This window comes from Microbulbifer hainanensis (assembly GCF_014904735.1).
Lineage (GTDB): Bacteria > Pseudomonadota > Gammaproteobacteria > Pseudomonadales > Cellvibrionaceae > Microbulbifer > Microbulbifer hainanensis.
In genome coordinates, this window is the sequence record NZ_JACZCR010000010.1 from 38,600 (window position 1) to 56,402 (window position 17,803).

General features: G+C 61.2%; 15 protein-coding genes. 4 read left to right on the forward strand and 11 right to left on the reverse strand.

Translation table 11 applies throughout. The annotated features are described in order from the left end of the window. Nucleotides 1-27: 27 nt before the first annotated feature. The gene (locus tag IG168_RS03715; protein ID WP_226876503.1) at nucleotides 28-3,015 is read left to right on the forward strand and encodes a thrombospondin type 3 repeat-containing protein; all 2,988 of its coding nucleotides are present in this window, start codon (nucleotides 28-30) and stop codon (nucleotides 3,013-3,015) included. A 67-nt stretch (nucleotides 3,016-3,082) separates the two neighbouring features. Here the strand turns inward: IG168_RS03715 and IG168_RS03720 are convergent, their stop codons facing one another. Next, complete coding sequence (locus IG168_RS03720) at nucleotides 3,083-3,556, reverse strand: hypothetical protein (protein ID WP_193161845.1); 474 nt, start codon at nucleotides 3,554-3,556, stop codon at nucleotides 3,083-3,085. A 468-nt stretch (nucleotides 3,557-4,024) separates the two neighbouring features. Here IG168_RS03720 and IG168_RS03725 point away from each other — a divergent pair, with 468 nt between their 5' ends. After that, on the forward strand, nucleotides 4,025-4,471 hold the full coding sequence (locus IG168_RS03725) for a CBS domain-containing protein (RefSeq protein ID WP_226876504.1): 447 nt from the start codon (nucleotides 4,025-4,027) through the stop codon (nucleotides 4,469-4,471). A gap of 22 nt (nucleotides 4,472-4,493) precedes the next feature. Here IG168_RS03725 and IG168_RS03730 read toward each other — a convergent pair whose 3' ends face one another. Next, nucleotides 4,494-6,551, reverse strand: a complete 2,058-nt coding sequence (locus IG168_RS03730) for an SLC13 family permease (RefSeq protein WP_193161847.1) — start codon at nucleotides 6,549-6,551, stop codon at nucleotides 4,494-4,496. Between the two features lie 93 nt (nucleotides 6,552-6,644). Here IG168_RS03730 and mnmH point away from each other — a divergent pair, with 93 nt between their 5' ends. Then, nucleotides 6,645-7,739: a tRNA 2-selenouridine(34) synthase MnmH gene (mnmH, locus tag IG168_RS03735; RefSeq protein ID WP_193161849.1), complete on the forward strand. Its 1,095-nt coding sequence runs from the start codon at nucleotides 6,645-6,647 to the stop codon at nucleotides 7,737-7,739. Between the two features lie 106 nt (nucleotides 7,740-7,845). Here the strand turns inward: mnmH and IG168_RS03740 are convergent, their stop codons facing one another. The 9 genes from IG168_RS03740 to IG168_RS03780 all read right to left on the reverse strand — a co-directional run bounded on the left by IG168_RS03740 (nucleotide 7,846) and on the right by IG168_RS03780 (nucleotide 14,687). Continuing rightward, entirely contained in the window at nucleotides 7,846-8,775 is a 930-nt protein-coding gene (locus tag IG168_RS03740; protein ID WP_193161851.1) for an SDR family oxidoreductase, read from the reverse strand. Between the two features lie 18 nt (nucleotides 8,776-8,793). Next, entirely contained in the window at nucleotides 8,794-9,168 is a 375-nt protein-coding gene (locus tag IG168_RS03745) for a VOC family protein (protein ID WP_193161853.1), read from the reverse strand. Between the two features lie 108 nt (nucleotides 9,169-9,276). Further along, on the reverse strand, nucleotides 9,277-9,645 hold the full coding sequence (locus IG168_RS03750; protein WP_193161855.1) for a DUF2750 domain-containing protein: 369 nt from the start codon (nucleotides 9,643-9,645) through the stop codon (nucleotides 9,277-9,279). Nucleotides 9,646-9,805: 160 nt separating this feature from the next. Next, nucleotides 9,806-11,182, reverse strand: coding sequence for a 23S rRNA (uracil(1939)-C(5))-methyltransferase RlmD (gene rlmD, locus IG168_RS03755; RefSeq protein ID WP_193161865.1), 1,377 nt, complete (start codon nucleotides 11,180-11,182; stop codon nucleotides 9,806-9,808). A 58-nt stretch (nucleotides 11,183-11,240) separates the two neighbouring features. Next, nucleotides 11,241-11,948: a M48 family metallopeptidase gene (locus IG168_RS03760; RefSeq protein ID WP_193161867.1), complete on the reverse strand. Its 708-nt coding sequence runs from the start codon at nucleotides 11,946-11,948 to the stop codon at nucleotides 11,241-11,243. Continuing rightward, nucleotides 11,945-12,376, reverse strand: a complete 432-nt coding sequence (locus IG168_RS03765) for a hotdog fold thioesterase (protein ID WP_193161869.1) — start codon at nucleotides 12,374-12,376, stop codon at nucleotides 11,945-11,947. The genes IG168_RS03760 and IG168_RS03765 overlap by 4 nt, the downstream gene beginning before the upstream one ends. A 40-nt stretch (nucleotides 12,377-12,416) precedes the next feature. Beyond that, nucleotides 12,417-13,058, reverse strand: coding sequence for a DUF2799 domain-containing protein (locus tag IG168_RS03770; RefSeq protein WP_193161871.1), 642 nt, complete (start codon nucleotides 13,056-13,058; stop codon nucleotides 12,417-12,419). A 47-nt stretch (nucleotides 13,059-13,105) separates the two neighbouring features. Next, nucleotides 13,106-13,756, reverse strand: a complete 651-nt coding sequence (locus IG168_RS03775) for an MBL fold metallo-hydrolase (protein WP_319024654.1) — start codon at nucleotides 13,754-13,756, stop codon at nucleotides 13,106-13,108. A gap of 37 nt (nucleotides 13,757-13,793) precedes the next feature. Beyond that, on the reverse strand, nucleotides 13,794-14,687 hold the full coding sequence (locus IG168_RS03780) for a hypothetical protein (protein WP_193161873.1): 894 nt from the start codon (nucleotides 14,685-14,687) through the stop codon (nucleotides 13,794-13,796). Nucleotides 14,688-14,929: 242 nt separating this feature from the next. On the opposite strand from IG168_RS03780, the gene malT reads away from it, so the two are divergent. Continuing rightward, nucleotides 14,930-17,647: an HTH-type transcriptional regulator MalT gene (malT, locus tag IG168_RS03785; protein ID WP_193161874.1), complete on the forward strand. Its 2,718-nt coding sequence runs from the start codon at nucleotides 14,930-14,932 to the stop codon at nucleotides 17,645-17,647. Nucleotides 17,648-17,803 lie beyond the last annotated feature (156 nt).

Genomic DNA, 17,803 nt, shown 5'->3' on the forward strand with positions numbered 1-17,803 from the left:
GCCACTGTATGTTGGGGACTTTGCATTTTGCATTCTTTTCTTCGCGGTCTTTTCGCAGTTTCAATCACGCTCGTACTTTCTGCCTGTGGCGGCGGAGGCGGTGGGGGCGGTGACAGCTCCGCCGGTTCCGGTGGCGGCGGCGAAGCCAGCAGTAGCAGTGGCGGGGGTAGCAGTAGTAGCTCCGGCGGTGAGACACCGGCGTCTTACAATGCCTACCTCCCCGCTGACGATGATCTGCAGTTCTACTACAACTGGGACTCGGCTCCTACACACTTTGAAGACGTGATCATTGGTAGCGAGCACGCTCGCGCACTGGTGTTTCCCAGTGGAGCCAAGTATTACTTCTTATCCAACGAGACCGGTATTTATTACCTGGGCTTCTATGCCCCCGACCTGTACATCGATGGCGTCGGCACCTACACCGTCGACCTGCGCCTGAACAAGAAGGTACTGTTGTGGAAGGACGGCCTCGCCGACGGCGATGAAGCCAATGTGTCCGACAGCGGGACTGCCGACATCTCACCCAAGTACGGCAAGCAAGATTTCACCTATACCGCCAACCGGCTCTACGTGGGCAAGCTCGGCGTAGCCACACCATATGGTAACTTTGACGCGCAGACTGTGGCTCTGGATGTGGAAGCCAAGGCCCAGATCGACGGTACCACAGTGATATTGCGCATCTCCCATCTCTTCGCCTTCGTCGAAGGACTCGGCATCGCCCGCCTGCGCGACAGCGACTACGATCTACAACTCACCGACTACGTCGGCCCATTTACCGGCGGCGACAGTTCTAGTTCGGGTAGCAGTTCAAGTTCGGGCGGCAGCTCCAGCTCAGGCGGCAGCTCCAGTTCGGGTGGCAGCTCCAGTTCAAGCAGCGGTGGCGACAACACGTCTGTGGATAGCGACGGTGACGGCGTTGCCGATAGCAACGATGCCTTCCCTAACGACCCGAACGAAAGCGTGGATACCGATAACGATGGTATCGGCAACAATGCGGATACTGATGATGACAACGACGGCATAACCGACAGCAACGACGCCTTCCCTACCGACCCCAATGAGGTGGCAGATTTCGATAGCGATGGCATCGGTGACAATGCCGATACCGACGACGACAATGACGGCTACGTCGATACCGAAGACAACTACCCCTACGATCCCGATAAGTGGGCAAAGCTGGCGCTGGTCAATGCCTCGCACAACTTCGCCTATGTGCGCGGCAGTTCGGACAATAGCTTTACCTACACGGTGAATGTCACTGCGGAAAACCTCGATTGGCAGCTGCAGGATATCACTGCGCCTGGAATCACTGCTGATGTCAGCAGCGGCCACGGCGACGGCGCCATCGTATTTACTGTGGATATGACTCAGGTTCCGGTAGACACGCTTTCACAAAGCTTCTCGGTGATCGATACCGATGCCGGCGATATGGAAACGATCAACTTCACATTTGATATCCAGTTGCCGCAGTTCACCGTGGCGGAATCCTCGCAGGAACTGGACGCCAGCTTCGGCTGGGATATCACCGAACTGGTCAACCAGGTAAGTCTGAATACCGGCAGTAACAGCTATGCCACCGATATCCGCGTGGAGTTCCCGCTGGCAGATTCCTGGAACGCCCCGGCACAGATCGATGTCGACGGCACCAGCCAGAATTTGAAACTGGAACTTCTCCCCGCCTATTTCACCGAGGGTGAGCACAGCGGCACTGTGATGTTCACTACCACCGTCGATGGCGAAGAGATCCAGGATTCATTCGACTTTACTGTTAGGGCTTCCAGTCACCTGCTGGTCGTCCACGATAACGGTATCGGCCTCTCCTCATTTCCGGACAGGCAGGTACTGAGTCAGTCGGTAAAAATCGGAGATAGCTACCAATTAAATGGAGAAAGCTGGAGTGCCGTAAGCAGCGCCAACTGGCTGTCTGTCACCGCTTCCGGAGTTACCGGCAACGCACTCACCGTCACCGCTGATCCAACGGGGCTCGATGCCGATACACTGCACACCGCGGTAGTCAGCGTCAGCTCCAGTAACAGCGCAATTGAGAACACAGAGTCAATCTACGTGAGTTTGTGGGTTGGCAGCACAGCCCCGCAACAAAAAATTTCAATAGATGCAGATTACGCTGTGTTGGTTGCCGATCCGGTGAAGCCCTACGTTTACGTTGCAAGCGGCAATAGCGTCGACACGTACAACATCTACACCGGCCAGATGGAGGATAGTTTCACCCTGCCCGTTGCCACCATCGACACCCTGGCGATTTCCGGAGACGGGCAAAAGCTGTTTGCATCAGACGCAGCGCAAAGTATGCTCGCCGCCTATGATCTGAGTCTCGGGCAGGCGACTTCTAAGGCTTATGCTAAAGCACCGGTCTATGTCCGATTCGGGCGCACCAACGGTCACCCGCTTCTGTTCTCCTACTACAAAGAAGATCAATACTCTACTTTTGGCAGACTGCAGGTCGTCGATGCCAATGACCTATCCTTGATCACGGATGCCACTGAACACAACTCAGCATATGGTATGGACTTGGATGTCAGCGAAAATGGAACCGTCTATTGTTCCACTAGTAGTAGCTCTGGCTGCTTTGATTTAGGCTACTCAAGCCTCAACCGCGAAGTATCTGTGACACGGAGATCCGATATCTCCGCAAAGAATAAATTAGCCGTGAGTTTTGACGGTACTGCTGTTTATACGATCTCACGCGCTAATTATAGCTTTGACAAAGTTGATACCAGTGATGGCACCCTACTCCAGAACTTCCCGGGAGTAGCCTATCCTTGCTGTGTGGAAACCGGCCCCAGCGGTGAAATCCTCACCGGCGCCGATGACTATTACAATTCAGGCGCCGCAGATATTTGGCTGTATAACCAAGCGGGGGATTCGCTCTATAGCGGTCATATTTCAGAGTATAAAGAGAGCATCAAAGGCGGAAACTTAACTCTATCCGCAGATGGCAGAATCGCTGTCGCACTAACGTCCAAACCAAGGATCGTATTCGACTTAATTCACTAGCCTGCAAGCAAAAAAAGCCCCGAATGTCACCATTCGGGGCTTTTTTTTCAAACGATGATCACAGCAATCAGATCTTCCAATCTTTTACCGTTTCCAGCCCATGCTCCTCAACCCACTGGTTCAATTGCTTCGGATTGCGCTTTTTCTTTTCCACGGTTCCGCCGGTATAGGGATTGCGGTAGTGGCCGACTTCCAGTTTGGGCTCGCCGGATTTGCTGGCAGCGGCGCGACGGGTGCGGCGCGGTGCATCGCTGCCCTTTTTCAACGAGCGCGCAACGCGGGCCTTCAGCGTCTGCACGAAATCCGGAGCGTCCTCGTCATTGAGCTGGCCCACCAGCCAGTCGACGATCTGCTCGCCGCGAGCAACGTACAGCTCTTCTTCTTCCATCTGGTACTCGGCGGCCAGATTGATCAGCGCTTTATCAAAAGCGATAACACCTTCCTTCTTGCGTTCGGCCTGCGCCTTCTGCTCCTGCAACTCCTGGATTTTGGCCTGGTGTTCAGCAATTTGCTGCTCAATCTGATCGTATTCCTGAAACATTCAATAAACCTCTGCGGCTATTCATCAACACATGACAGACGGGAGCCCCGCATTTAAAACAAACGGAGCGTTTTTTGAAATATGGCGGTATATAATTCCGCAATAACACCGCATAACGAAACCTGACTTCGCTGCTGGCGGTGCTATATGCAATTTAAATGGCTTCAACCGATATATCGGATAAACGCTCGCCCGGCTAAACCAGAGTTATTCCCGGTTGCTATACGGCAAACATGTGATTCCGGATTATCCAAATCCGAAATACCCGCATTTCTGACAGGGTATTTCAGCTAATCGGCTGGGACGGCGAATAATAAGCCTTCGCCGGCAAATATCAACCGCTATTTATTTATAGCAGGCCGTGCAATTGCCGCTGGATTATTCACATTATATTTGTCCCGGTTTGGTGATAAGCGACAGCTGGCCTATGCTACAGGAGCCCTATCGTCAATGGTTGGTTCGAACACCATGTCCAAATCGCGCGATATTCACCATATGCCCTCCCTCGCGGCGGTAATGACGCCCTTCCCCTACCATATCGATATCAACGCCACAGTCGAGGAGGCGCTGGAACTGATGGAGGAACACGCGGTGCACCATTTACCGGTCACCCGTGACGGCGATCTCGAGACCGTGATATCCCGGGGAGATATCGAACGCGCCAACGCACCCGGTCACCGCCTGGAGGAGCAGCAGCTGTATGTTCACGACCTCTGCGCGCGCCGCCCCTATATCGCCGATATCCATGATCCGCTGGATAAGATCCTGCTGGCCATGGCTGATACCGGCATCGGTTCGGTACTCGTCATGCGCGAGGGCGAGCTCGCCGGCATCACCACCGTGACCGATGTCCTGCGCTTTTGTGGCAAGTATCTGGCCGAGCTGGCGCAGCCAGTGGATGATTCCATCGCCTGACGATATCCGATTTGGGCCGCGCCTAGAGCGGCCAGACCCACAGCAGCATCGGTATCGCGACCAGTACCACCAGAATTTCCATCGGCAGTCCCATGCGCCAGTAATCGCCGAACCGGAAGCCACCCGGCCCCAGGATCAGCGTGTTGTTCTGATGCCCTACCGGTGTCAGGAAGGCACAGGACGCGCCGATCGCTACCGCCATCAGGAAACTGTCCGGGTTAACATTCAACTGCGCCGCGGCACTGAGGGCGATGGAACACATCACTGCCGCCGTGGCGGCGTTGTTCATGAAATCCGACAGGGTCATGGTGACAATCAGCAATAGCACCAGTGCAAAGACCGGGTCGTCCTGCGCAAGGTGGTTCAGCATGCCCTGGGCCACCACATCCGCGGCACCGGTGGTTTCCATGACCTGGGCCACAGAGATCAATGCGCCCAGCAGCACCACCACGGAACCGTCGATCGCCTCGTATATATTGCGCAGTGGCACCACCTTCAGCACCATAAAAGCCAGCACGCAGGTGGCAAAGGAGATGGCCGCTGGCAGCAGGCCGAAAGCGGCGCCGGCCACCGCCAGTGCCATGGCAACCAGGGCCACCACCGCCTTTTCCTTGTTGGGGATAGTGATATCCCGCTGCGCCAGCGGCACGCAACCCTGCTCGAGGGCGAAGTTGGCAAGGTTTTCGTCGCTACCCATCATCAGCAGCGCGTCGCCGGCCAGCAGGGGGGTCGAACGCAGGCGTCGCACTGAGCGCCGCCCCTGCCGGGATAGTGCCAACAGGCTGATTTCGTAGCGGGCCGGCAGGCGCAGGAATTGCGCAGTGCGCCCGACCAGGCCGGAATCCGGCATTACCACCAGTTCCCGCAACTGGACTTCGGCGCGCTCACGGGCGGGTTTTTCCTTTTCCTTTTCCTTTTCCTTTTCCTTTTCCTTTTCTTTCTCTTTGCCCCCATCCTTGTCCTGAGTCCCGGCGTCTTCTTTATCACTACTCCGACGGGATCCACCCTCTGTGGCGTCACTGTCCTGCGCAGATTCTTTACCGGTGTCGCCGTTGCGCTTCACTCTGGCATCTTTTTTTACACTCTGACGCCTGCTCTCTTCAGCATGGCGCTCGCGCTTCTGTTCACTCTGTTCGTGTTCAGCCGGCTTTGTCTCACTCTCGCTTTCTGTTTTTTCCTTTTCTTCCTCTGGCGCATCCGCCGCCAGCTTCAGCCCCAGGGTCGATATCGCGGAAGACAGAGCTTCCGGCTCGGCCTCGATCACCAGGATGTCCGAGGGCCGCACCCGCTGCCAGGGTGTCGCCGGGGAGACGCGTGTGTCGTTGTGGACCACACCGACCACCTGCGCCTCCTCGTCCTCGAGCATCTGCGCGATTTCACGCACAGTCTTGCCTGCAACACCACTCTTCTCTGTCACCCGCGCCTCAGTCAGATAAGTGCCGGTATCGAAGGCCGCCGCACCGGCCTGGGTCCGCTCTGGCACCAACCGCCAGCCGATCAGTGCCACGAACAACACCCCTACCAAAGCCACTGCCAACCCGACCGGGGTAAAATCGAACATGCCGTAACTGCCCGCGCCGGCACTGGCGCGGAAACTGGATACGATCAGGTTTGGCGGCGTTCCGATCAGCGTGGTCATCCCGCCGAGAATGGTGCCGAAGGACAGCGGCATCAGTACCTTGCCCGGTGGCAGCTGGTGTTTGTCGGCGATATCCGTGGCCACCGGCATCAACAGGGCCATGGCGCCGACGTTGTTCATGAACCCGGACATCAGTGCCCCCAGCCCGGTCAGGGAAAAGATCGCGAGGGTTGTATTGGCGCCCTTGGAGATCACCCGCTGCGCCAGCGCGTCCATTGCGCCGGTGCTCTGCATGCCACGACTGAGCATCAGCACGCAGGCAACGGTCACTACCGCCGGATGGCCAAAGCCGCTGAATGCATCTCGCGGTTCGATCAGCCCGGTAAATACGCAGGCCAGCAGCGAGGCCAGTGCGACAATATCGTGACGCCAGGGCCCCCAGATAAACAGCGCGATGGTGGCGGCAAGAATGGAGAGAATGATCCACTGATCAACGGTCATGAAAGCCTGCGTCCCCCGCCGGCATAAAAGTGCGGTAAATCCATTTCTGTCACATTCAGGTTACACTGGCGGGGAAAATTGGGGAGATAGAATTTGCGCCAGAACACCGCCGACTACCGAAGACTGTTTCTCACAGATACGCCGATGATGGATATGCGCGCGCCGGTGGAATACAACCGCGGCGCTTTTCCGCACACCGAGAACCTGCCACTTCTGGACGACCGCCAGCGCGAACTGGTGGGCAAGGAATACAAGCGCTCGGGCCAGCAGGCTGCGATCGAGCTCGGCTGGAAACTGGCCACCGCAGACGTGCGCGCCCAGCGCCTGGCGGCCTGGAAGGACTTCGTACAGCGCCACCCCGACGGCTACCTCTACTGTTTTCGTGGCGGCCTGCGCTCGCGCACGGCGCAACAGATGTTGCACGCGGAGGGAATCGACTACCCGCTGGTCGAAGGCGGCTACAAGGCAATGCGCAATTTTCTGCTCGAGGAACTGGATACCCACTGCCGGCAGTTGCCGCTCGTCGTCATCGCCGGCCACACCGGCAGCGGCAAGACCGAGCTCCTGCACTGCGCCGCCCGCGCCATCGACCTGGAAGGCATTGCCCGTCACCGGGGCTCCAGTTTCGGCCGCACCGGCCAGCCGCAGCCGGCACAGATCGACTTCGAGAACCGCGTCAGCATCGAGCTGCTGAAACTGGCACAGCATCCGGGCCCTGTGTTCGTCGAGGACGAGAGCCGCCTGATCGGCCGCTGTGCCCTGCCGCCGGTGTTGCAGCAGGCCATCACAGCCAGCCCCCGGGTAATGGTGGAAGAATCGGTAGAAGCCCGTGCCCGCCGCATCGTGCGCGACTATGTGGCAGATGCACTGGCGCGTTTTGGAGATGCCGAAACCTCTCCGGCGGAGGGACTCGGAGAAGAGCTGCGCAACAATCTCGGCAGGATCCAGAAACGCCTGGGTGGGCTGCGCTATCGGGAACTGGACGAGCAGCTGCAGACTGCCAACCGCGAACTCGCGCAATCCGGCAGCGCCGACGCCTATATTCCACTGGTCATGGCACTGCTCACGGAATACTACGACGGCACCTACGACTACCTGATGGAAAAGCGGGAAGGCGAAGTCGTATTTCGCGGCAGTCACGCGGAAGTTGCCGAGTGGCTGTCGGAGCAGAAGAACCCGTCGACCTGAACGACGCCGGCGAGTTACTCGGCGCCATCGTCTTCAGACTGCGGCGCTGCGATTTGCAATTTCCGTTGAGGAAGGGGAAACGAGTGATCGCTCCCCCTGGCGAGCATCAGGACTTGAGCTGCACCCGGCGCAGTCGAAAGCGCCGCGCCAGTATCCAGTCGCGAAAGCGCCGCGGCAGCCAGCGGGCCATCCACGGCAGCAGCCGGCTCTTGTTGCCGAGGCGCACGATTGCAGCGGGCCGCTTGCGCAGCAGCTCCTTCACCAGCTTGCGCGCCAGGTTACTGGCGAGGGTCGCATTCTGCTGGGACTCCAGCGCCCGCGCGCGCACTGCATCCTCCTGGCGCTTGTACCAGGAGTCCGGCGCCAGCAGGCCGCGCAGGGACACTTCCGCGTGGCGGCCGAACTCGGAGGCAATGGCGCCCGGCTGCACCGTCATCACGCGAATACCGAAGGGTTTCAACTCCAGCCGCAGCACGTCCGACAGGGTGTGCAGCGCCGATTTGGAGGCGCAATAGGCACCGGAAAATGGCGTCGGCATTACGCCCGAGACAGAGCCGATATTACAGATCAGTCCGCGCCCCTCGGCTTTCATCAGCGGAACGCAGGCCCGCGCCAGCGCCATGGGGGCGAATACATTGGTGCGAAACTGATTCTCCAGCGCGCGGGTATCCAACTCCAACAGCGGGCCCATCTGGCCGTAGCCAGCGTTGTTGATCAGGATATCCAACCGGCCGTAGGCGGCCTTGAGTGCGTGCACGACGCGGTTGATATCGGCCTGGGAATTTACATCCAGCGCCTCGGTGGCGATGCCCAGGTCCGCCAGTTCCTGCAGGCTCTCCGGGCGCCGCGCAGTGGCAATGACGATGGTGCCGCGGCGGTGCAGCGCCAGCGCCAGCTCGCGACCGATGCCGCTGGAGCAACCGGTAATCAGTGCCACCCGGTCCGGCACCACATAGCCGCGCCCGATCTGTGCGAGGCTCTCGGCGGCGAAAGCGTGATCGGAGGGACGGAATCTCGAGACCGGCGGTTTGCTCACGGGAACTGCTCCTAAGGCCTATTGAGAGGCGCCGAAGTGCGGATTTTCTATCAGGCCGAATACATTGCCGTCGGGATCGAGGAAAGTCGCCACCAATATGCCGTCGCCGACATCGGTGGCCTCGCTGTGCTGGCGCGCGCCCATGGCATTGAGGCGCTCCACCTGTTCAGCCATATTTTCCACGCCCCAGTAGGCCACAACTCCGTCGGCGCGACTGATGACACTGCGCGCATCCGGATTCAGCCCCAGCTCAAAACCGCCAACGTTGAAGCCCACGTAATATTCCTCGTCGAAATAGGGCGGTTGCTCCAGCAATTGTGTATACCAGGCCTTGGCCGCGGCAATGTCGGCGACACCGTAGATCACGGTACGTAGCCCCAAAAACTGTCCCATCCTGAGACTCCTGTTTTTATCGTTTTATCCCAGAGCTGGCACCAGGGTACCGATGTGGTCGCTAAAGAAAGCCGGCGCACTGGCACGCACGCAATTCAGCGCGACGGGTTATTGGAGCTCGTGCTCCAATTGCTCCAGCAGATCCAGCGGTTCCAGCTCGATACCTTCCAGCTCGTCATTCCAGTTGATACCCACCAGCAGGACATCCTCGTGCATGCCGGTCAGCCAATCGTCCATAAACTCTTCCAGGTCGACCGGCACCACCTTGTAGTCGGCCCAGTCGCCATCGGCGTGAATTTCGGCAAATTCGCGCTGTGACCAGAAGGGCATCACTTCGGTCTGCGGGTATTTTTCCGATTCGCACAGGGCAAAGCCCCCGTCCCCCTCCAGTGCCCAGACGCAGCCCTGCTCGGCACTCTCCGGCAGGAAACGCGCGCAGTTATCTTCGAAATCGTCACTAAGGGGTTCGACTTGCATGACCGGTGCCTCGGGAATTTCAATGCAGTTTACGCCAGATTCCCGGAGGCACCAACGACCGGGCGCCAAAGTCCGGACTCTGTGCTCCACCTCACTTAACCCGACGGGTATTGTCCGGCGTAGTTACCTGTGGCACACGAATATGTCGCAGCCGGGTTCCTCAAGAGACGCGATTAAAGACCGCCATGGATTCAACGTGGCTGGTATGTGGAAACATATCCATGACACCGGCACTCGCCAGCTGGTAGCCGAGTGCCGCCAGCTCGCCGGCATCCCGCGCCAGTGTCGCCGGATTGCACGATACGTAGACGATTCTTTTTGCGCCAAAACGCGCCAGCTGGCGCACCACTTCCAGCGCTCCATTGCGCGGCGGATCCAGCAATATCCGGTCGAAACCGCCCCTGGCCCAGGGCTGCGCGGCAATATCCCGCGTCAGGTCTGCGGCGTGAAATTCCACATTATCCAGCCCGTTGCGCGCGGCATTTTCCTCGGCGCGTTCGGTCAGGGCGCCCTCGCCCTCCACCCCCACCACCGCGCCGGCGCGGAGCGCCAGCGGCAATGTGAAGTTACCCAGGCCGCAGAAGAGGTCCAGCACCCGCTCGCCGGGCTGCGGGTCCAGCAGCGCCACCGCGCGGCCCACCATCTGCCGGTTGATAGCGAAATTGACCTGGATGAAGTCGAGCGGATGGAAAGCCAGGGTCAGGTCGAATTCCGGCAGCGCGTAGTGCAGTCGCTCTTCGCCGCCCTCGCCGGGCCAGACGCGATGCGCGGTACCCGCGTCGCCCGGCTGCAGGTACAGGTGAATCCCGGTATCGGCGGCGAAGCCCTGCCAGCGCCCACGGTCGGCGTCGGTCAGCGGCTTCAGGTGCCGCAGGACCACGGCTGCGTGGTCTTCGCCGACCGCCACTTCGAGCTGGGAAAAATTGGCGCGGCCATCGGAGTCTGTCACCAGCTGTTTAAGGCGTGGTATCTGCTCCGCCACCTGCAGGTGCAATACGTGGCACTCGCCGATATCGGTCAGGTCGTTGGAACGCTTTTCGCGAAAACCGAACAGCAACCCCGGCGGATTTTTGCCGCTGCGCTTTTTCAGCCAGCGGATACCGATGCGCGCCTTGCGCCGGTAGCCGAAGGGTTCGGCAACCAGTGGCGGTAGCACTTCCGGTACTTCGATCTCGCCGAATCGCGCCAACTGGTCCACCAGTATCTGCTGTTTTTCCGCAATCTGCGCCGCCGGCGCCAGGTGCTGCAGCGAGCAGCCGCCGCAGAGTGCCACATGGGGACAGCGGGGCTCACAGCGCTCACCAGCTGGGCGCAGAATTTCCGTCGCCGCGCCCTCGTCAAATTTTGCGCGCCGCTCGGTGTAGCGGAAACGGACGTTCTCGCCCGGCAGCGCATTGTCGACAAATACCGTCTTGCCGCCGACCCGGGCAATGCCGCGCATGTCGTGGCTGAATTTTTCGATCGTCGCTTCCGCCTGTGCGGGCAGTGGCCGCGCGGGCTTTTTTTGCGGGGAAAAGAATCGGGGCTTTTTTGCCATGAATCGTCAAACCGGGCGCGATGCCGTAAAAAGGGTAAATCGGTCAGTAAGGCACTGCTTACAGGGTGAGGCGGTGGCCGTTGTCCCGCAACCAGCGGCGCAGGATTTTATAGCGCGGGCAGACCGACTCCACCAGCTGCCAGAAATCGCGACTGTGGTTGTGGTGCTGCAGGTGGCACACCTCGTGGGTTACCAGGTAATCGGCCACCGCTTCGGGCGCCAGGCACACCAGCCAGTTGTATTGCAGCTCGCCGCGCAGGGTGCAATGCCCCCATTTGCTGCGGGTGCGGCGCACGCGCACCGAGGAAAAGCGCAGCCCGAGCTGCCCGGCGCAGTGCGCGGATTTTTCCGTCAGCAGCCGCAGGGCCTCGCGCTGGTAAAGTCGCTGCAGTGCCGTCTGCAACTGCGCCTCGGTCGGCGCACGGTAGCGGGTATACAGGGCAATACCGTCCGCGTAGATACCCGCGTCCGCCGGGCGCAGGGCACGCCGCAGTGGCAGCGACCGGCCGAGCCACGGAAAGCATTCACCAAAGTCGAAACGGTACTGCGGCACCTGCGCGGCGCGCTCGTTGGCGGCCAGCAGCTGGGTGCGTACCCATTGGATATTCTCCTGCAGGAACTGGTGGCCGAGACGCGCGGCGCAGCGCTGCGGAATACGCACCTCGACGCCGGATTCCGCCATGACCAGTCCCAGCCGTTTGCGCCGGCGCGAACGCACCAGGCGGTAGCGGACATCCTCGTAGACGTGGTGTTCTGCCGCGTTCATTGGCCGCCGTGGGAAACGACAGCCATGGTGATGCGGGAGATGCAGTTCAGCTTGCCACGCGGATCGCTGATGCGAATTTCCCAAACCTGGCTGGTGCGGCCGATATGAATCGGCTTGGCGACGCCGGTCACCTCCCCTTCCGGCACCGGGCGCAGGTGATTGGCGTTGATCTCCTGGCCCACGCAGTAAAACTTGTCCGGGTCCACCACCAGGTTGGCGGCGATGGAGCCGAGTGTTTCGGCCAGCACGACGCTGGCGCCTCCGTGCAGGATGCCGAACGGCTGGCGGGTGCGCTCGTCCACCGGCAGGGTTCCTGTCAGGTGGTCGTCGCCGATCTCGGTAATCTTCATACCGATGTAGCCGGGCATACAGCCGGCGCCGCCCTCGTTGAGCTGTTCGAGCGTGGGGGTATGGTGCCAGATGGCCATAGCGAGTCTTCCGGGTAATTGCGCGCGAATCCGGCGCGGGTCAATACATGAAATCGAGGCCGAGGCTGTTGAAAGCCGAGAAGGTACCGATGCGGTCAAAGCGGTCGAAACGGTCAAAGGCACCGAAACCACCGAAAATCCCGAAGCGGAACATGGCCATATCCAGGCGCTGCAGTTCGAGCCGCAGTGAACTGCGGCGCATCGCCAGGCTACTCAACGCGCCCTGGTCCTGGGTCCTGGTCATGGCCACGTTGACGGCGTAGAGCTCCCGCTCCACCCAGTCCTGGCGCGCCGCCAGCTGGCGGTAATACTGTTCCACCTGGTGGTCGGCGAGACCCTGCCGGTAGGCGTTCAGGAACAGGTCCGCCGTGGGGCCGGTACAGACGCCCTGGTAGCGCCGCCCCTGGCGGCCGTGGCGATAGCCGTTTTCCGGTGTGCAGAACTGCTCCACCCCCTCCTCGTGGCCGCGCAGCCAGGCTTCACTGTCGGTGCGCACACCGTACTCCTGGCACTTTTGCGCTATCTGGTAAACCAGCGTCTGGTCGCGCCCGCGCGCGCCATCCTCGATACCGCGCTCATACCAGTTGCCCGCGCGACACTCATCTTCAGAGATCACCGCGCAGCCAGCGAGCAGTGCGGGCAGGATAAACAGCAACAGGCGCAGGCGTTTGAGGGTTTGCATGGCAGTGTGTCTCGCTTATCTTTTTGTTTTCGCGCTGGCCGCAGCCGCTAGCCGAAGCGTTTGTCGGCCACAAACGGGTTGGTCTGGCGCTCCTGACCGAAGGTGGACATCGGGCCGTGGCCAGGAATAAAACGCACATCGTCACCGAGGGGCCAGAGCCGCTCGGTGATCGAGCGAATCAGGGTGTCGTGATCGCCCTTGGGGAAATCCGTGCGGCCGATGGACCCGGCAAACAGGACATCGCCCACCAGCGCCAGTTTGCTCGGCCGGTGGAAGAAAATCACGTGTCCGGGGGTGTGGCCGGGGCAGTGGTAGACCTCCAGCGTTTCCTCACCGACGGTCACGGTATCGCCCTGCTGCAGCCAGCGGTCGGGAGTAAAGCTCTCCACCGGCGGAAAACCGAACATCTGCGTCTGCACCGGCAGCTGCTCGATCCAGAAATCGTCTTCTTTGTGCGGCCCCTCAATCGGCAGTTCCAGCTGCTTCGACAGTGCCGCGGTACCGCCGACGTGGTCCAGGTGTCCGTGGGTCAGCAGGATTTTCTCCAGCTTGAGCCCCCGCTCTTCCACCGCAGCGAGGATGCGTTCGATATCGCCGCCCGGATCCACCACGGCGGCGCGCTTGCTGTCGTCGCACCACAGGAGGGTACAGTTCTGCTGGAAAGGCGTAACCGGCACCGAGTGAAACTGCAGGGACATAGGCGCTACCACCGACTTCTGGAAAATGTGGGCGGGATTATACCGTGACCGCCGCGCGAGTTCTCACCGGTGTTGCGGCGGGGCGTGCGCGGGACTTTTTCAGCAATTCGCGCACATCTTCCAGCAGCTGCTGCTGCACCAGCTCGCAATCCCAGTAACCGTTGTGGGACACCAGCTGCGGCCCCCAGTGGGCCCTGCCCCAGTCCGCCAGCGGGCTGGTTTCGTAGTCGCGGTATACCGACTGGTTGTAGGACGGACTCAGGGGCTTGAGCGGCCAGCCGAACAGGTCGTCCGGGTGATAGAAATTCTTCCAGCGGAAGTTGTAGCCGCGGGTATCCGCGGTCACCGCCTGAATCTGGTCCCGCGGCAGCGCCGCCGTCCACAGCGGATTGGTCGCCCCAAGGGTGTACCAGTGGCTCATGGTCTTCAGGCGCAGGAACAGGTCGCGGGCCGAACCCTTGTGTACGCCACGGGGGCCGCCGTCGCGCCAGATACCGTGGTTGATACTGGGGCGCTGCGCATCCCACAGGTAATTGGAGAGGATCGGGCAGCCCACCGAGTGGCTGAGCAGGATCACTGGCGCGTTATCGCCGGCGGCCGCGGCCGCCCGCTCGAGCGTGTTGTAGATCGCCTGCTGGGTTTTTTCGTAATTGCCGCCGCGCTGCTGCAAGTCGTTTAACTGGGCGGCGCTTTCGGCCATGCCGTAGAGCATGAATTTGCGCGCGCGCAGAAAATCCATGTCGCGCTTCTGCATGCCTTCAAACACCCGCTCGATATTGGTCTGCAGGTGGCCCTGGCAGAGGATCGTATCGCAGTACACCCGCGAACTGTCGTCCCCCAGAGCGGCGCGAAGCGCATCAAATAACGGATCGGCGAAACACTCGTCCACCGCCCCCATACCCGGTGCTGCGAGAAGTACTAAATCGGCCATATTCGCCCCTATTTATTCTGTTGCGACCAGAGCTTAGCGCTCTTAGCGGTCATTTTTGTTCATGGGCATCACTGAAACCCCCGAAAGTACCATTTACCCGCCATTTTGCAAAGGAAGCCCCCTCCGGGGGCGGCTACGCCCCCACCACCGGGGGAGGTCACGATGCTGTCGCCATGCCACCCTTATAGTGCATAATTACGTCTGTATAAAAAACACACACCAAGACGACTGCGCACCCAGCGATGCTACTGACTTCAAAATACAGCCTGCCGGACTGCCCCGAGCACACCCTGGCGCGGCCGCGACTGCTGTCGCTGCTCGACGAGAGCCACAGCGACCAGCTGCTGCTGGTCACTGCGCCGGCGGGTTACGGCAAGACCACCCTGATCTCTTCCTGGGCCCTGACCCTGGACACCCCGGTGGCCTGGTTTTCCCTCGACGCCAGCGACAACGATCCGGGCCAGTTCTGCCGCTATCTGGTAGAGAGTGTGCACCGGGCCACCGGCAACGGCGTGCCGGAGACCCACAAACTGCTTGCTGCCCAGCAGCGCCCGGACGCCGCACTGATCATCAGCCAGATGCTGGCGGAACTGCGCGGTCTGCCGAGCGAACTGCGCATCGTCCTCGATGACTACCACCAGATCGACAACAGCGCCGTCCACGACGCCACCCGCTTCCTGCTGCGCCACGCCCCTGCGGGTATTGGCATAGTGCTGACCAGTCGCAGCCAGCCGCCCCTCGGCCTCGCCTCGCTGCGGGTGGCCGGGCGCCTGCTGGAACTGGGCAGCGCGGAGCTGGCACTGACCACCGATGAAATCGCCGAACTGCTCAAGCAGCGCCTCCCCTTCCCGCTGGACAGCGACCGCGTGGACCAGCTGCACCAGCTCAGCGAAGGCTGGCCACCGGCGGTGCAGCTATTCACCCTGTCTGTGCGCGATCGCGAGGAAGTGGACCGCTACTTCGCCGAACTGGAACAGGGCCACAGCCATATTCTCGATTATCTCGCGGAGGAAGTGCTGGAGCGGCTGGAGCCGCAGTTGCGCGAGCTGCTCGCCAGCACCTCCATCCTGACCCGGGTCAACGCCCAGCTGGCGGAACAGCTCAGCGGCCTCAGCGACGGCCAGCAGTTGCTGGAGCAGACGGCGCGCCGCGGACTTTTCCTGCAGGCACAGGATTCCAGCCGCCAGTGGTTCCGCTATCACCCGGTGTTTGCGCGCTTCCTGCAGCGCCAGCTTACCGACACCTCGCGCCTGCACCAGCTGCATGAGACCGCCAGCGATACCTGGCTGGCCATGGGCCAGCCGGTCGAGGCCCTGCGCCACGCGCTCGAGGCCCGCGACAGCAAACGGGTCCAGCAACTGCTGGCCGGCCAGGGTGAACAACTGCTGCGGGAGGGCCAGAGCCGCCTGCTCAAGGACAGCCTCAACTGGCTCGGCGAGGAAGAGCTGCAGCGCAACGCGCGCTTCGCGCTGATCGCCGCCAAGCTGGCACAGGAAAATTACGAACACGACCAGTGCGAGAAGTATCTCGCAGCCGCCGAGAGCTGGCTGCAGCGCGAGGATCCAGCCCAGTGGCGGGACTACGAGGGCGCCTTTGCCGCCGCCCGCGCCCAGGCCGCCGTGGCCCGTGGACAGACTCTGCTGGCCAAGGAGTACGCCGAGGAAGCACTTACACTGCTGCGCAACGACCAGCGCGGCGACCGCACCGCGGCCCTACTGGTGACCGGCGAGACCAGCTTCTGCCTCGGCGAACTTGAAGAGGCCAAGGCACACATGCAGGAAGTGGAGGCCCTGGCCATCGCCGAGCAGGACTACCCCAGCGCCACCTGGGCCATCTGCCAGCAGACAGAAATCGCCATCGCCCAGGGGCTGATGAAAAAGGCCGCCGCGCTGCAGGAGCGCGCCTTCCGCATGGTGCAGGAACACCACCTGTACGGCCTGCCGATTTCCGAATTCATCTGCCGCCTGCGCGGACAGCTGCAGTGGGAACAGGGCGACCTGGAAGGCGCCGCGCGTTCCGCCCGCCGCGGCATGCAGATCAACCGCAAAGTGGGCGAGCGCTGGCTGCTACCGGAGTACACGCTGCTATTGAAGGTCGCCCAGGCCCGTGGAGAAAAAGAAGAATCCCAGGAGTGGCTGGCGCGGATCAGCCGCCTGATGGCCGGCGAGCGCTATCATCGCGACTGGATAGCCAATGCCGATGCCGTGCGCATCCGCGTCTGGCGCGCGCTGGGCGACCAGGTCGCCATCGCCGCCTGGCTCGAACAGGCGCAGCCGGTGGCCGACCGGCCGAGCAACCATTTCGAACAGTGCCACGGCCGCAACCACGTCCGCGCGATGATCGAACTGCACCGCTGGTCCGATGCCAATCGCCTGCTCAGCCGCCTGCAGCAGGTGGCGCGGGAATGCGGTCTGGTGACCGACTGCCTGCGCAACCTGGTGCTGGAATCCCGCCTGCTGTGGCTGCGCGAGCAGCGCGGCGGCGCCATCAACGCCATCCGCGAGGCCCTCAGCATCTCGGTGGAGCGGGATTTCTCCGCGAGCTTCCTGCAAGTGGGCAAGCCGTTGATCGTGATCTTGAAAGCGGCGCTGGAAACAGAACTCAGCGACGCCGAGCGCGACAAGGCGCAGGAACTGATCCGGCTCGCCCAGCAGCAGCCGGAACTGGACGGCGGTATCCGCATCGAGCTGGACGAGACGATTATCCGCGAAATTCTCGACAGCGACGCGGTGCCGGATTTCCTGCGTCATTCACCGCTGACCCCGCGGGAGTGGCAGGTACTCAACGCGATTCACTCGGGACTGTCCAACGAGCGCATCGCGCGGCATTTCAAGGTCGCGCCCAGCACCATCAAGACCCATATCCGCAGTCTTTACCAGAAACTGGACGTCAAGGATCGCCAGGAGGCCATCGCACTCGCCGAGCAGATGCTGCGCTCAGTGCAGGACCAGCCCGACTGACCGGTTTCCCCCGGGAGCGGCACGGCTGCTTCCGCGGGTAAACGGCTAATCCCCGACCCTTATCCTCCCCCTCCCCCCTCATCGGGGAGGAGGAAACCCCCGCTCCGCGCCGCCATACTGCACCCTATCCTAATAAGCGACAATCCAATGGACTGT